Origin of the sequence: Aquabacter spiritensis (genome assembly GCF_004346185.1) — a bacterium.
In the GTDB taxonomy this organism is placed as follows: Bacteria; Pseudomonadota; Alphaproteobacteria; order Rhizobiales; family Xanthobacteraceae; genus Aquabacter; species Aquabacter spiritensis.
Window position 1 is genome coordinate 23,127 of sequence record NZ_SMAI01000002.1, and the last position, 15,413, is coordinate 38,539.

The following is a 15,413-nucleotide window of genomic DNA, read 5'->3' on the forward strand; positions in this document are numbered from 1 at the left end:
AGACCGTAAAGCCGCGTCAAACCTTAGCTGCGCGGGATCGCGCGCAGAAACGCAAAGAATCAGGCCGTTAGGTTAAGGCACGCGGTGCCGCAACGGCATCGCGCACGGGAGTCCGGCGGGGCCGCGCACCGCCCCGCCGGGGGTCACAGGCACTCGTCGAACAAAGTGAGCAGCCGCGTCCAATGCCGCGCCGCGCCGGCGCGATCGTGCACCCGATGGTCGGGAACCGCCCATCCATGCGCCATGCCGGCATAATTCTCGATGATGTGGTCGACCTCGGCGCTGCGCAGGGCCTCGGCGAGGCGTGCCGACTGGTCGGGCGGGAAGCCGGCGTCGATGCCGGCGCTGCCGACATAGAGGCGGGCTGTGATGGCGGCCGCCCGCAGATGCGGGCTGTCGGGCGCCTCCGTGGCGAGATTGCCGCCATGGAAGCTGGCGGCGGCGGCGATGCGGTCCGGGAAGGCGGCCGCCGCGACCACCGCCCGGCCGCCGCCCATGCAATAGCCGACTGCGCCGAGCGGTCCGCGCGCGCCGGCCTCGGTGAGGGCGGCGATGAAGGCGGGCCCGTCCTGCTCGGTCAATGCCGGCGGCGTCTGCGCCATGAGCGCGCGCAGCCGGACCCGCGTCTCCTCGACCTGGAAGGCGGTCTTGGCGTCGAACGCGCCGTGATCCGCCACGCGGTAATAGAGGTCGGGCACGAGGACGGCATAGCCATTGTCCGCCAGCCGCTCGGCCATGGCGCCGAGGGCGGGCCGAAGGCCGAACGCATCCATATAGAGGATGACCCCCGGATGGCCCGGGCGCGGCGTGGCGGGACGCGCGAGGAGCGCCGCGCAGCGCCCGTCCGCCAAAGTGAGCGTGATCTGTTCGAACGGCATGTCGGTTCCGATCCCTCTGGGCCTCCTGGGCTTGTGCCAGCGGAGCGATGCGACGCGCAAGGGCGCCCACCGCGCGGCCGGAGCGTCGGCCGATATCATCCCGGCGCGATCGCGACCCTTGCATCTGCGCGCATTTCCGCTATATTGCCGCTGTCCCTATTGGGGATACCTCAGAGCCATCGCAGTCGAAGGTGATGAGAGTGGGGCCCGCCCGGGACCCGCTCCTTTTTCGCTTATGCGGAATCTCCGCCGCTGCGCGTGTCGCGTCCCATCGGGCGCGCAATGGGTTCGAGACCAGATTTCACTGCGCCCGGACCCGGTCCGGCGCCCCGTCAGTCCCGGAGGGATATGAGCGACACGTTCGACGCCGAGGCGGGCAAAGCCTCGGACCGCCCGTCCACGCAGGACCGCACCCAGATCCTGGAGAGCGATCCCCGCGAGCCCCGTCTCATCACCGAGACCGGGGTGGCGGCGCGCATTGCCGCCATCGTCGAGCCGGTCGTGGCGGATCTCGGCTACCGGCTGGTTCGCGTCAAGGTGTCGAGCCGCGACGGCGGGACCGTGCAGATCATGGCCGAGCGGCCGGACGGCACGATGTCGATCGACGATTGCGAGGCGGCCTCGCGCGCCATCTCGCCGATCCTCGACGTGGAGGATCCAGTTTCCGGCGCGTATCGGCTGGAAATGTCGTCTCCGGGCATCGACCGTCCCCTGGTGCGGTTCTCGGACTTCCTGCGCTGGGCCGGCCATGAAGTGAAGGTCGAGATGGCGGTGCCGCTCGCGGGCCGCAAGCGGTTTCGCGGCATCCTCGTCGGCGCCGAGGGGTCGGAGGCCATGCTCAAGCGTCTCGATGCGCCCGCCGGCGAAGATCCTGTCGTCGCCTTGCCGGTCGGCGATATCGGCGAGGCGAAGCTGGTCCTGACCGACGCCCTCATCACCCTTGCTCTGCGTCAGGCGAAGGCGGCCCTGCGCGGCCTCGACGGCGATGCCGACGAGGCCGATCTGGACGATTTCGACACCGACGATGTCGACTCGGACGGCGACAAGGCCGCGCGCGATGCCGCGAATGCCGCGCGCGCCGGCCGCAAGAAAGCCGCGGAGCGCGCGCAGGCCAAGACCGACAGGGCGGCCCGCAAGGCCGCCAAGGCGGAGAAGGCTCTGGCGCCCGCGCCCGAGCGCGGCGGAAAATTCCGCCGCTCCGCCAGCGAGGAAGCCGACCTCGAAACAACGAATCTCGCCACCCGCAAGGCGCGGGCCGGCAAAGCGAAGGAGACGCACTGATGGTTGCCGTCAGCGCAAACCGGCTGGAATTGCTGCAGATCGCGGATGCAGTCGCGCGCGAAAAGACGATCGATCGCAGCATCGTCATCGCCGCGATGGAGGATGCGATCGCCAAGGCCGCGCGCTCGCGCTACGGCCAGGAGACGGACATCCATGCGGAGATCAATCCGCGGACCGGCGAATTGCGTCTCGCCCGCCATCTCCTCGTGGTCGACGAGGTCGACAATTTCGCGACCGAGATCAATCTCGACGGCGCCCGGCGCCACAATCCCGCGGCGCAGGTCGGCGACATCATCGCCGACACCCTGCCGCCGTTCGATTTCGGCCGCATCGCGGCGCAGTCCGCCAAGCAGGTCATCGTCCAGAAGGTGCGCGAGGCCGAGCGCGACCGGCAATATGACGAATACAAGGACCGCATCGGCGAGATCATCAACGGTGCCGTCAAGCGCGTCGAATATGGCAACGTGGTCGTGGATCTCGGCCGCGGCGAAGCCATCCTGCGGCGCGACGAGCTTCTGCCGCGCGAGACCGTGAAGGTCGGCGACCGCATCCGCGCTTATATCTACGACGTGCGGCGCGAACCGCGCGGCCCGCAGATCTTCCTGTCGCGGACCCATCCGCAATTCATGTCGAAGCTGTTCTATCAGGAGGTGCCGGAAATCTATGACGGCATCGTCGAGATCAAGGCGGTAGCCCGCGATCCGGGCTCGCGCGCCAAGATCGCCGTCATTTCGCGGGACAGCTCGGTCGACCCGGTCGGCGCCTGCGTCGGCATGCGCGGCTCGCGCGTCCAGGCGGTGGTGAACGAACTGCAGGGCGAGAAGATCGACATCATTCCCTGGAACCCGGATATCGCGACGTTCATCGTCAACGCGCTCGCCCCGGCCGAAGTGGTCAAGGTGGTGCTCGACGAGGATCGCGAGCGCATCGAAGTCGTGGTCCCGGACGCCCAGCTCTCGCTGGCGATCGGCCGGCGCGGTCAGAATGTGCGGCTCGCCTCCCAGCTCACCGGCTGGGACATCGACATCATGACCGAGCAGGAGGAAAGCGAGCGGCGCCAGAAGGAATTCGCCGAGCGCACCAAGATGTTCGCCGAAGCGCTCGATCTCGACGAGATGATGGGCCAGCTCCTGACCTCGGAAGGCTTCACCTCGGTCGAGGAGATCGCCTATGTGCCGCTGAACGAGCTTGCGATGATCGAAGGCTTCGACGAGGAGACCGCCGGCGAGCTCCAGGCCCGCGCGCTGAAGCACCTCGCCGATGTCGAGGAGGCGCTGGACGAAGAGCGCAAGGCGCTGGGTGTCGCGGATGACCTGAAGGACGTGCCGGGCGTGACGACCGCCATGCTGGTGGCGTTCGGCAAGAGCGACATCAAATCCGTCGAGGACCTGGCCGGATGCGCCACCGACGATCTGGTCGGCTGGAGCGAACGCAAGGACGGGGAGACGGTGCGCTATCCCGGCGCGCTCGACGGGTTCGAGATTGATCGGGAGGGCGCGGAGCAGCTCGTTATGCGGGCGCGTGTTACAGCCGGCTGGCTTTCGGAGGACGACCTCGTGGCGAACGACGCCGACGAGGATGCGCCCGCCGAAGACAGCCCGGCTTGAGAGACGGGGAGATGACCCGGCGTGCTGGAGCAGGTGGTAGAGGCAGAGGAGACCGATGGGGGGCCGCGCGGGCTTGCGTCCGTGCGCGCGCCGCTGGCACGTCTTTGCCTCGCCACCCGCACCGTCACGCCGGTGGCGGAGATGATCCGCTATGTGGTGGCGCCGGACGGCGCCGTCATTCCGGATCTCGCGCGTAATCTTCCCGGGCGCGGCGCCTGGGTGACCGCCACCCGCGCGGCCCTCGCGACCGCCCTGAAGCGCAAGGCCTTCGGCCGCGCGTTCCGCGGCAAGGGGACGACGCGGGAGGATCTTCCCGATCTCGTGGAGGCCCGGCTGGTCGCGGATGCGCGCGCCGCCCTCTCGATCGCCAACAAAGCCGGCCGGGTCGTGACCGGCACCGCCAAGGTCGAGGCGGCACTTTTTTCCGGACAGGCGGCCGTGCTGATGCATGCCGCCGATGCGCGCCCCGACGGGGTGCGCAAGCTCGACGGGGCCGCCCGCCGAGCACAGGCCACGGGCCCCGACGGCGAACCGCCGGCACGCAGGGGCGACGTGGCTGTCATCGACTGTTTTACGGGCGTTGAATTGGACTTGGCGCTCGGACGGTCAAATGTGGTACACGCTGCGCTGATCGCGCATCCGACGACCGCAGGATTTCTCGCGCGCTGCCGAAGGCTGGAGCGCTGGCGGATGGAAACGTCCGCCGGTACGCACGATCGGCCATGCCCGCGACCCGAACGGATGCCAGGAACGGACCAGGAATGAACGACACCAAGACCCCCGGCGACAAGACGCTCCATCCCGCCCCCGGCAAGACGCTGACCCTCAAGCGCCCGGTGGAGCAGGGGACGGTTCGCCAGAGCTTCAGTCATGGCCGCTCGAAGGCGGTTGTGGTGGAGAAGGTGAAGCGGCGCGTGTTCGCGCCGGGCGAGGCCGCGCCGGCGAGTACGCCTGCAACTCCGCCTGCAACTCCGCCTGCAACTCCGGCGGCAGGTTCGACGGTCAGCCCGGCCGCCGCTGTGCCGGCGCCCCGTGCCGCCGCGCCGGCTCCTGCGCCCGTCGAGGCCAAGACGACGGTCGGCGCGCCGGTGACGGCGCCGCCTGCTGTCCCTGCGACCCCTGCCGTCCCTGCGACTCCCGCTGTCCCTGCGACTCCTGCTGTCCCCGCGACCCCTGCGGTCGCCGAGGCGCCGAGGCCCGCCGCGCCGCCGGTCGCGGCCAAGGTGGCGGTGACCCCGCCTGCGGCCGCCGCGCCGGCCGCCCCGCCCGTACCTGCTCCCGCCGCCACTCCGACTGCCGCCGAACCGGTTTCCCCGCCGGCCCCGGCCGAAGCACCGGCGCCGGTCGCGGCCGCTGCACCTGCCTCACCGGCCCCCGCCAGCGCCGCCCCGGCGACGCGTCCGGCTCCGGCCGCGCCGGCGCGGCCGGCGGGCGGCGCGTCCGCTCCGTCGCGCTCCGGCCCCTCCGGCGGCGCGCCCCGGCAGGGCTCCGGCGCGCCCCATCGGTCCGGCGGTCCCTCTTCGGGTCCGCAGCGCTCCGGCGCCCCGCAGCGTCCGGGCCAGGACCGCAACGACCGCGGCGGCCAGAGCCGCGACCAGGATCGCCGCGGCGGCGGCCCCGCCGCCCGCCCCGGGTCAAACCGTCCGTCGGGTTCCGGCGTGGTGCTCCGCACTTTGACCGAGGAGGAGCGGGTCGCCCGCGCCAGCGCCTTGGCCGATGCGCGGGTCCGCGAAGTCGAAGAACGCCGGATGGCGGAAGAGCGGCGCATCGCCGAGGAAGAGGCACGCCGCCGCGCCGAGCGCGAGCGGGCCGAACGCGCCGAACGCGAGGCCGCCGAGGCGCGCAAGCGCGACGAGGAAAGCCGCCGCGCGCATGACGACGAAAGCAAGCGCAAGGCCGAGCAGGAGGCGCGCAAGCGCTTCGGCGAAGAGCAGGGCGCCGGGGCGCGCACCGCGGCCGGTGCCGCCGCACCGCGTCCGCTGACCCCGCGTCCGGCCGGCGCGACGCCGGGTACGACGACCGAGGGGGAGGATGAGGAGCGCCGTCCCGTCCGCCGCGGCGCCACCCCGCCGCGTCCCGTCGCCCCGGTCAAGCTGCCGAAGGCCCCGGGTGCAGCAGAGCGCAGCCGCGGCCGTCTCACCTTGACGAATGCGCTGTCGACCGACGAGGAGCGCCAGCGTTCGGTCGCCTCGTTCCGCCGCCGCACGCAGCGCATGACCGGCCATCGGACGACGGAGAGCAAGGAGAAGGTCCTCCGCGAAGTCATCCTGCCCGAGACCATCACCATCCAGGAACTCGCCAACCGCATGTCGGAGCGGGGCGTGGACGTCATCCGCCTGCTGATGAAGCAGGGCCAGATGCTGAAGATCACCGACGTGATCGACGCGGACACCGCGGAGATCATCGCCGAGGAATTCGGCCATACGGTGCGCCGCGTGTCGGAATCCGACGTGGAAGAGGGCCTGTTCGACGTCGCCGACGCGCCGGAGACGATGCGTCCCCGTCCGTCCGTCGTCACCATTATGGGCCATGTCGACCACGGCAAGACCTCGCTGCTCGACGCGATCCGCAAGGCGAACGTGGTGTCCGGCGAAGCCGGTGGCATCACCCAGCATATCGGCGCCTATCAGGTGACGGCACCGTCCGGCAGCAAGATCACCTTCATCGACACGCCCGGCCATGCGGCGTTCACCGCCATGCGCGCCCGCGGCGCCAAGGTGACGGACATCGTGGTGCTGGTGGTCGCGGCCGATGACGGCGTGATGCCGCAGACGATCGAGGCCATCAACCACGCCCGCGCGGCGAAGGTGCCGATGATCGTCGCGATCAACAAAATCGACAAGGCCGACGCCAAGCCCGAGCGGGTGCGCTCCGAACTGCTCCAATACGAGGTGCAGGTCGAGACCATGGGCGGCGAGACGCTCGAGGTCGAGGTCTCGGCGACCAAGCAGATCAATCTCGACAAGCTGCTCGAGGCGATCGCGCTGCAGTCGGAACTGCTCGATCTGACGGCCAATCCGGATCGTCCCGCCGAAGGCACGGTCATCGAGGCCAAGCTCGATCGCGGACGCGGCCCGGTTGCGACCGTCCTGGTCCAGCGCGGCACGCTGCATATCGGCGACATCGTCGTGGCGGGTGCGGAATGGGGCCGCGTGCGCGCCCTCATCACCGACACCGGCGCGAACACCACCGAGGCCGGGCCGTCCTTCCCGGTCGAGGTGCTGGGCTTCAATTCGACGCCGGAGGCCGGCGACCGGCTCGCGGTGGTCGAGAGCGAAGCCCGCGCCCGCGAGATTACCGACTATCGCCAGCGCCAGAAGCGCGAGAAGGCGGCGGCCCGGTCCGCCACCATCCGCGGCTCGCTGGAGCAGATGATGAGCCAGGTCCGTTCCTCGGGCCGCAAGGAATTCCCGCTCATCATCAAGGGCGACGTCTCGGGCTCGGTGGAAGCGATCATCGGCGCGCTGGAGAAGGTCGGCAATGACGAGGTCCAGGCCCGGATCATCCATTCCGGCGCCGGCGGCATCAATGAGAGCGACGTCACGCTGGCGGAGACCTCCGGCGCCGCGATCATCGCCTTCAATGTCCGCGCCAACAAGGAGGCGCGCGACGCCGCCGAGCGCGCGGGCATCGAGATCCGCTATTACAACATCATCTACGACCTGGTGGACGACGTGAAGAAGGCCATGAGCGGCCTGCTCGCCCCCATCAATCGCGAGACGATGCTCGGCAATGCGCTCATCCTGGAGATCTTCGCGGTCTCCAAGGTCGGCAAGGTGGCGGGCTGCCGGGTCACCGACGGCATCGTGGAACGCGGCCAGCATGTCCGCCTCATCCGCGACAATGTCGTGATCCACGAAGGCAAGCTCGCGACCCTGAACCGCTTCAAGGATTCCGTGAACACGGTTCTGGCGGGCCAGGAATGCGGCATGTCCTTCGAGAACTACCAGGACATGCGGGCCGGCGACGTGATCGAGTGCTACCGCGTGGAAGTGATCCAGCGCTCGCTGTAAGACGCGCGCACCCCTCGTGCGGACGGACGCCCCCGGAGCCTGCTCCGGGCGGCGGTCCGCCGCAATCATTCAGGAGTCCCGCGGTCCGATCCCGCCGGGCATCGTGCAAGGAGAGGCGGCGCGCGGGCGTCGCCGAAAGACCATGAGACAACAGAACAAGCCGGGCAGCGGCCCGAGCCAGCGCCAGCTGCGCGTCGGCGAACTGGTGCGCCATGCCCTCGCCGACGTGCTGTCGCGCGGCGACCATCTCGATCCGGTCCTGGCCGGCCACATGATCACGGTGCCCGAAGTCCGCATGTCGCCGGACCTCAAGATCGCCACCTGCTACGTCATGCCGCTCGGCGGCAAGGACCTGCGCCCGGTGATCAAGGCGCTGGCCGCCAATGCCCGCATGCTGCGCGCCGAGGTGGCCCGGCGGGTGGAATTGAAATCGGTGCCGGACCTGCGCTTCCTCGAAGACACCTCGTTCGAGGAAGCCCGGCACATCGACGCCTTGCTGCGCTCGCCCGAGGTGGCGCGCGATCTTTCTGCCGGCCCCGGCGAGACTGAAACGGACCAATGATGCGCACCGAAGACGAGGTCCGGGACGACCGGCCGGCCGAACCGCAGCCCCTTCCCGGGGCGCGGAACGATGAGAGCCGGGTGCAGCGCCCGCGCGTGCCCCGCCGCGACGTCGACGGGTGGGTTCTGCTCGACAAGCCGTCCGGCATGACCTCGACCCAGGCGGTCGCGGTGGTCAAACGGCTGTTCGCGGCCAAGAAGGCCGGCCATGCCGGCACGCTCGATCCGCTCGCCTCCGGCTGCCTGCCGATCGCCCTCGGCGAGGCCACCAAGACCGTTCCCTACGTGATGGACGGGCGCAAGACCTATCGCTTCACCGTGCGCTTCGGCGCCGAGATGGACACCGACGATGCCGAGGGGCGCCCGGTCGCGACCAGCGACCTGCGCCCCGAAGATGCCGAGATCCGCGCCGCGCTGGCCGGCTTTCTCGGCGAGGTGCTCCAGGTGCCGCCGGCCTATTCGGCGCTGAAGATCGACGGCAACCGCGCCTATGACCTCGCCCGCGAAGGCGCGGTCGTCACGCTCGAGGCGCGGCCCGTGACCATCCACCGCCTCGAACTCGTCGCCCGCCCGGATCGCGACCATGCGGTGCTCGAAGCCGAGTGCGGCAAGGGCACCTATGTCCGCGCCATCGCGCGCGATCTCGGCCGGCTGCTCGGCACGTGCGGCCATGTCTGCGCGCTCCGGCGCACCGCGGTCGGTCCGTTCCTGGAAGAGAATCTGGTCGGCGTCGAGGCGCTGAGCACCCGTGCCGAGGCCGGCGATGCCGAGCTGTTCGAGGCGCTCGAAGGCGTCGCCTGCGCCCTCGAGGATCTGGTCGGCCTCTCCGTCACGCCCTCCGACGCGCACCGCCTGCGCTGCGGCCAGAACATCATTCTGCGCGGCCGGGACGCGCCGATCCTCGACGGCCATGTCTCGATCACCTGCCAGGGTGCGCTGATCGCCATCGGCGACGCCGCGGGGGGCGAGGTGCGGCCCCACCGGGTGTTCAACTGGTCCCGCGCCGGCGCCCCGAAACCCTTGCGCCGCGCCGGCTGAGGCGCGGACAATCCCCTGGCGCGCCGCGCGGTTTCGTGTATGGTGCGCCGGCCGGTTCCGGGGTCGATCCCGCTTCCGGCCAAGTCCGTTTGTTCGCAAGTCCCCATTTTCGACCGCGCTGGACGACATCCCGGCCCGGCCGATGGGGCAGGCGATCCTCCGCACTGTTCCCGCATCACGCGCGAGCGGCGCCGGACGCCCTATATCACTCCATTTCGAAAGGAAGTCCCGATGTCGATCACGATCGAGCGCAAGCAGGCGCTCATTACGGAATATGGCGCGAAGTCCGGCGATACCGGTTCGCCCGAGGTTCAGGTTGCCATCCTCTCCGAGCGGATCTCGAACCTGACCGAGCATTTCAAGTCCCATAACAAGGACAACCACTCCAGGCGCGGGCTTCTGAAGCTGGTCTCCCAGCGCCGGAGCCTGCTCGATTACCTGAAGCGCAAGGACGAGGCGCGCTACAAGTCGCTCATCGAGCGGCTCGGCCTGCGCCGCTGACCGAGACGAAAGCGCATCGGGCGCGCCGCCGGTCCGGCGGCGCAGACGCGGCGGGCATGGGGCTCGCCGCGGGTACGCGAAGCCCAGGGAAAGTCATGGCAGGATCGCCGGACGCAGCCGTCGTACGCGCCCCGAAAACGGGCAGCGGACGCGCGGTGCGTCCGGCCGTCTTGCTCATGGCTCTCCCGCTTCGTTGAACGAAAGAGAGAGACATCCAATGTTCGACATTCATCGCGAGGAGCTCGATTGGGGCGGTCGCACCCTCGTCCTCGAGACCGGCAAGATGGCGCGTCAGGCCGACGGCTCCGTCCTGGCCACCTATGGCGACACCACCGTGCTCGCGACCGTCGTGTCGGCGCGCGAGGCGAAGCCGGGCCAGGACTTCTTCCCCCTGACCGTGAACTATCAGGAAAAGACCTATGCCGCCGGCCGCATCCCGGGCGGCTATTTCAAGCGGGAGGGCCGTCCCTCCGAAAAGGAGACTTTGGTCTCCCGCCTGATCGACCGGCCGATCCGCCCGCTGTTCGCCGACGGCTACAAGAACGAGACCCAGGTCGTCGTCACCGTGCTCTCGCACGATCTCGAAAACGATCCCGACATCGTCGCGCTGGTGGCCTCCTCGGCCGCTTTGACCTTGTCCGGCGTGCCCTTCATGGGCCCGGTGGGCGGCGCGCGCGTCGGCTTCATCGGTGACGAGTATGTCCTGAACCCGACCGTCGACGAAGTGAAGGAAAGCTCGCTCGACCTGGTCGTCGCCGGCACCGCCGACGCCGTCCTCATGGTCGAGTCCGAGGCCAAGGAACTGCCCGAGGAGATCATGCTCGGCGCGGTCATGTTCGGCCACCGCCACTTCCAGCCGGTGATCGAGGCGATCATCCGCCTCGCTGAAAAGGCCGCGAAGGAGCCGCGCGCGTTCGAGCCGGCGGACCATTCCGCGCTGGAATCGAAGATCCGCGAGATCGCCGAGGCGGACCTGCGCGCCGCCTACAAGATCCGCCAGAAGCAGGCCCGCTACGAGGCGGTCGGCGCCGCCAAGTCCAAGGTGAAGAAGTATTTCGAAGGCCTCGCGGTGGAGGGCCAGGCGGCCCCCAACCCGCAGATCGTCTCCGAAGTGCTGAAGGGCCTGGAGGCGAAGATCGTCCGCTGGGCGATCCTCGACGAGGGCATCCGCATCGACGGCCGCGACGTGAAGACCGTCCGCCCGATCGTCTCGGAAGTCGGCGTCCTGCCGCGCGCCCACGGCTCCGCGCTGTTCACCCGCGGCGAGACGCAGGCCCTCGTGGTCGCGACCTTGGGCACCGGCGAGGACGAGCAGTTCATCGACAGCCTGGAAGGCACCTATAAGGAAAACTTCCTGCTGCACTACAATTTCCCGCCCTTCTCGGTGGGCGAGACCGGCCGCATGGGGTCGCCCGGCCGCCGCGAGATCGGCCATGGCAAGCTCGCCTGGCGCGCGATCCATCCCATGCTGCCGCTGAAGCACGAATTCCCCTACACCCTGCGCGTGGTGTCGGAGATCCTCGAATCCAACGGCTCCTCCTCGATGGCCACCGTCTGCGGCACCTCCCTGGCGCTGATGGATGCCGGCGTGCCGCTGCGCCGCCCGGTGGCGGGCATCGCCATGGGCCTGATCCTGGAGGGCGAGAGGTTCGCCGTCCTGTCCGACATTCTCGGCGACGAGGACCATCTCGGCGACATGGACTTCAAGGTGGCCGGCACGGAGCAGGGCGTCACCTCGCTCCAGATGGACATCAAGATCGCCGGCATCACCGAGGAGATCATGCAGGTCGCCCTCACCCAGGCGAAGGACGGCCGCGCCCATATTCTCGGCGAGATGGCGAAGGCCCTGACCTCCGCCCGCGCCGAGCTGGGCGAGCACGCCCCGCGCATCGAGGTGATGAAGATCGCGGTCGACAAGATCCGCGAAGTGATCGGGTCCGGCGGCAAGGTGATCCGCGAGATCGTCGAGAAGACCGGCGCCAAGATCAACATCGAGGACGACGGCACGATCAAGATCGCCTCCGCCAATGGCGACGCGATCAAGGCCGCCATCAATTGGATCAAGTCCATCGCCTCGGAGCCCGAGGTCGGACAGATCTATGACGGCACCGTCGTCAAGGTGGTGGATTTCGGCGCCTTCGTGAACTTCTTCGGCTCCAAGGACGGCCTGGTCCACATTTCCCAGCTCGCCCAGGATCGCGTCGCCAAATCGTCCGACGTGGTCAAGGAAGGCGACAAGGTGAAGGTGAAGCTGATGGGCTTCGACGAGCGCGGCAAGACCCGCCTGTCCATGAAGGTGGTCGACCAGACCACCGGCGAGGATCTCGAAGCCAAGCACAAGGCCGAGCGTGACGCGCCCCGCGACGGCGCGAACGAGGCCGGCGCCGCCGAGTGAGGCCCGGCCGGGGCCTCGCCCCGGCCCCCTCCAGAAGATCGAGGCGGCCTTTTCGGCCGCCTCTTTTTTTGGCGTTCTCTCAAAAATGTTAGAGCCCGAGAGGGATCAGGCCCTGGATACGGGCTCACGGGTCCCGGTGGTTCGACCCGATCGGGTCCTCACGCCGCGCGCACCGTCGCGACGAAGCTGCGGACCTGGCCGCGCAAAGCGTCGGCCTGTCGCGACAGGTCGGCCGCCGAGGAGAGGACTTGGAGGGCGGCGGTGGACGAGGCCTGTGCCGCGCGCTCCACGCCGGCAATGTTGGCCGTGACCTCGTTGGCCCCGCTCGCCGCGGACTGGATCCGCCGGGCGACTTCCAGGGTCGTGGCATTCTGCTCCTCCATCGCCGCGGCGATCGCGGTCGCGCCCGCGCGCAGTTCGCCGATGGTCTGGCTGAAGCCGGTAATGGTGCCGAGCACCTCGCCGGTGGAGTCCTGAATGCCGGAGATGCGGCTCGAAATATCGGCGGTCGCCTTCGCGGTCTGGCCGGCGAGGTCCTTCACCTCCTGCGCCACCACGGCGAAGCCCCGGCCGGCCTCTCCGGCGCGGGCGGATTCGATCGTGGCGTTGAGGGCGAGCAGGTTGGTCTGTCCGGCGATGGTGTCGATCAGGCCGACGACGGCGCCGATCTGCTCGGCCGAGCGGCGCAGATCGCCCATCTGGCCGTTGGTTCCGTCCACTTCGGTCACGGCGCGCTCGGTCATCCGGGTCGAGTCCTGGAGCCGCTGGCCGATCTCCCGCGCCGAGGCGGACAATTCCTCGATGGCGGCGGCCACCGCCTGCACATTGGTGGTGGCGAGCTGGGCGGCGGACGTCACCGCGCCGGCCTGCGCCGTGGTTTCCTCGGCGGTGGAATTGAGCGTCTTCGAGGCCAGTTCCAGCTCGCCGGCCGCCGCGGCGACGGTCTCCACCACCGCGCCGACGGCCGCCTCGAACTGGTCGGCGAGGGCGTGCATCTCCGCCTTGCGGCGGTGCTCCGCCTCGGCCGCTTCCGCCTGCCGGGCCGCACGCTGGCGGTCGGCTTCGGCGAGCCCGTCGCGGAACACGGTGAGGGCGCGGGCCTGGTCGCCGATTTCGTCGCCGCGCGCCGCATAGGGAATAGCGGCGGCGAGATCGCCGCCCGACACCTGCGCCATGGCCTCCGTGATCCGGCGCACCGGGCGGGCGACGCCGAACACCGAATAGGCGCCGGCCGCGACGGCGGCCAGGATCGCCACGAGCGAGAAGGCGAGAATCTGAAGCATCCCGCTCCGCAGCGCTTCGGTCGACTGGGTCTCGGCTTCCGCCAATTGATCGGCGCTGGCTTGCGTCACCATATGCAGCATCTCCGCGGCGGTGCGCATCATGGGGATGCTGCGCGCCGCCACGATCTGATCGCGCTTTTTCACCTCGGCGATGCCGGCTCTGATGGAATTCGCATAGCCGTTGAACGTCTTGCGGGCGCGGGCCAGCGTGTCGCTCAGGGTGTGGTCGTCCGCGACCTTCTCCTCGAGCGCCGCCAGGGTCTTGTCGCCGGTGTCCTGGATGACGGTGATCAGGGTGATCTGCTTGGGATCGGCCTCGGTCAGGAACAAAGCGGAGGCGAGGTTGAGCTGGTCGAGCAGCGGCTCCAGAGAGTCCATCTGGCGCGCGGCGTCCTTCATGCCGGCATTTTCGAGGTCGCGCACCAGGGTCGAGAACAGAGCCCGGCTGCGCATGCGCAGCGCCGGGCGGGTGTCGACGGCGTCGAGCTGGGCGATCTGGGACGCATGGATCTCGGTGGTGGCCGCGAGGATCGCGTCGAGCTTGGCCTTCAGAGCCAGGAATTCCTGCCGGTCATCCTCATGGCTTTCGAGGGCGATCAGGCGGTCGAGCCCGGCTTGCGCCGCGGCATTGTCCTCGGAGATCCGCTTCATCAGGCCGGCATTGTCCAGGCTGGCGAAGGAAAGCCGCATCTCGCCGGCATCGAGCCGGATCCGGCCGAGCAGCGTGCTGACCGCTTCGGCTTCCTTCAGGATGTCCGCTTGCCGCCGCGTGTCCGCCGCGGCCGCCTCGATCCGCGCCATCGCGACCTGGCGGCTGACGATCACGCCGGCCGACAACAGGACCAGGGCCGCCGAGGCGATCCCGAGTTTCAGCCCGATCCCGATACGCATTCCATGTCTCTCCCGGCTGACAGCAGCTTTCGGGAGACGATCACGTCATGGCAGGCTTGCGCGGGACTTTCCTCGGAGCGGTCGGCGGGTCACGGCGGGTCATTTGCAGCCATTGTCGTCGATGGACTGGATCACCTGGACCATCGGCTTCGGCTGCACCTTGATCATGCCGTCGAACGGGCCGCTCATCTCCATGATCAGGAACAGCGCGCCGGCAATCGAGATCGCGCACAGGAAGAAGGAAATGACAACCACCCGGTTGGGCGGCGCGAACAGCCCGAAACTGACGAAAATCAGGCTCAGCCAGACCACCAGCACCACGATGAAGGCCGTCGGGACCACGGTGATCGCGTCTTCGCTGACCGTCCACCGCGTCGTCAGGATGGACCGCAGATCGCCCATCGCCGCACTGCGCACCTCTTGGAGAATGGGGGTGTCGGGCGTGAAATTGCGCACGATCGTGTCGATCAGAAGAAGGATCTCGCCGGATCGCGCCTGCGAGGCCCGGGCGGGAAGGTCCGGGCCGTCGGGCCAGGTCTCCCGCACCACGGCCCGGGTATAATCGCCGAGCAGGACCTGGGCATGGCAGGCCGGCGGCCCATAATGGTGCAGGTCCACCGCCAGCGACTGGATGTTCAGGGCATAGGTGTGAACGTCCTTGTCGGTCTGGTCGAAATTGCCCTTCACCGACGCCGTCATCAGGCCGAGGATCAGCGAGGCCATCGCGGCCACCATCCCCACCCCCAGCTTCACCGTATCCTGGGTCTTGGCCGACACGTGATGCGCGGCGAGCCCCCGCGCGATGAAGATGGCGGCGAGGCCGCCGCCGAACATGCCGCCGAACGAACTGATCGCGATGACCCAGGTGTCCATGCCAAGCCCCCGAACGCAACACGGCGATCTCGCGCCGAGGGGAGAAGGCGCGCTGCCCCCGACCGCAAGCGTCGCCGCGCAAAGCGTACCGT

11 protein-coding genes are annotated in these 15,413 nt (G+C 69.2%); 8 read left to right on the forward strand and 3 right to left on the reverse strand.

What is annotated here, in order from left to right:
• Window positions 1–143: 143 nt before the first annotated feature.
• Window positions 144–878: a dienelactone hydrolase family protein gene (locus tag EDC64_RS04380; protein ID WP_132030049.1), complete on the reverse strand. Its 735-nt coding sequence runs from the start codon at window positions 876–878 to the stop codon at window positions 144–146.
• A gap of 348 nt (window positions 879–1,226) precedes the next feature.
• On the opposite strand from EDC64_RS04380, the gene rimP reads away from it, so the two are divergent.
• The 8 genes from rimP (at window position 1,227) to pnp (ending at window position 12,274) form a co-directional block, all read left to right on the forward strand.
• Window positions 1,227–2,159: a ribosome maturation factor RimP gene (gene rimP / locus EDC64_RS04385; RefSeq protein ID WP_132030050.1), complete on the forward strand. Its 933-nt coding sequence runs from the start codon at window positions 1,227–1,229 to the stop codon at window positions 2,157–2,159.
• Window positions 2,159–3,766 carry a transcription termination factor NusA gene (nusA, locus tag EDC64_RS04390; RefSeq protein WP_132030051.1) on the forward strand — a complete coding sequence of 536 codons (1,608 nt, stop codon included), beginning with the start codon at window positions 2,159–2,161 and terminating at the stop codon, window positions 3,764–3,766. Before rimP ends, nusA begins: the two co-directional genes overlap by 1 nt.
• A gap of 21 nt (window positions 3,767–3,787) precedes the next feature.
• Window positions 3,788–4,531, forward strand: a complete 744-nt coding sequence (locus EDC64_RS04395) for an RNA-binding protein (RefSeq protein WP_245504535.1) — start codon at window positions 3,788–3,790, stop codon at window positions 4,529–4,531.
• Entirely contained in the window at window positions 4,528–7,779 is a 3,252-nt protein-coding gene (infB, locus tag EDC64_RS04400) for a translation initiation factor IF-2 (protein WP_132030052.1), read from the forward strand. Before EDC64_RS04395 ends, infB begins: the two co-directional genes overlap by 4 nt.
• 142 nt (window positions 7,780–7,921) lie before the next feature.
• Window positions 7,922–8,341, forward strand: coding sequence for a 30S ribosome-binding factor RbfA (rbfA, locus tag EDC64_RS04405; protein ID WP_132030053.1), 420 nt, complete (start codon window positions 7,922–7,924; stop codon window positions 8,339–8,341).
• Complete coding sequence (gene truB, locus EDC64_RS04410) at window positions 8,338–9,378, forward strand: tRNA pseudouridine(55) synthase TruB (protein ID WP_132030054.1); 1,041 nt, start codon at window positions 8,338–8,340, stop codon at window positions 9,376–9,378. Before rbfA ends, truB begins: the two co-directional genes overlap by 4 nt.
• A 231-nt stretch (window positions 9,379–9,609) precedes the next feature.
• Window positions 9,610–9,879 (forward strand): 30S ribosomal protein S15, encoded by a 270-nt coding sequence (rpsO, locus tag EDC64_RS04415; RefSeq protein ID WP_132030055.1) that lies wholly within the window; start codon window positions 9,610–9,612, stop codon window positions 9,877–9,879.
• Between the two features lie 217 nt (window positions 9,880–10,096).
• Complete coding sequence (gene pnp, locus EDC64_RS04420; RefSeq protein ID WP_132030056.1) at window positions 10,097–12,274, forward strand: polyribonucleotide nucleotidyltransferase; 2,178 nt, start codon at window positions 10,097–10,099, stop codon at window positions 12,272–12,274.
• A gap of 158 nt (window positions 12,275–12,432) precedes the next feature.
• Here the strand turns inward: pnp and EDC64_RS04425 are convergent, their stop codons facing one another.
• Both EDC64_RS04425 and EDC64_RS04430 read right to left on the reverse strand, forming a co-directional pair.
• Window positions 12,433–14,448: a methyl-accepting chemotaxis protein gene (locus EDC64_RS04425; RefSeq protein ID WP_132030057.1), complete on the reverse strand. Its 2,016-nt coding sequence runs from the start codon at window positions 14,446–14,448 to the stop codon at window positions 12,433–12,435.
• Between the two features lie 99 nt (window positions 14,449–14,547).
• On the reverse strand, window positions 14,548–15,321 hold the full coding sequence (locus tag EDC64_RS04430) for a bestrophin-like domain (RefSeq protein WP_132030058.1): 774 nt from the start codon (window positions 15,319–15,321) through the stop codon (window positions 14,548–14,550).
• Window positions 15,322–15,413: the final 92 nt, after the last annotated feature.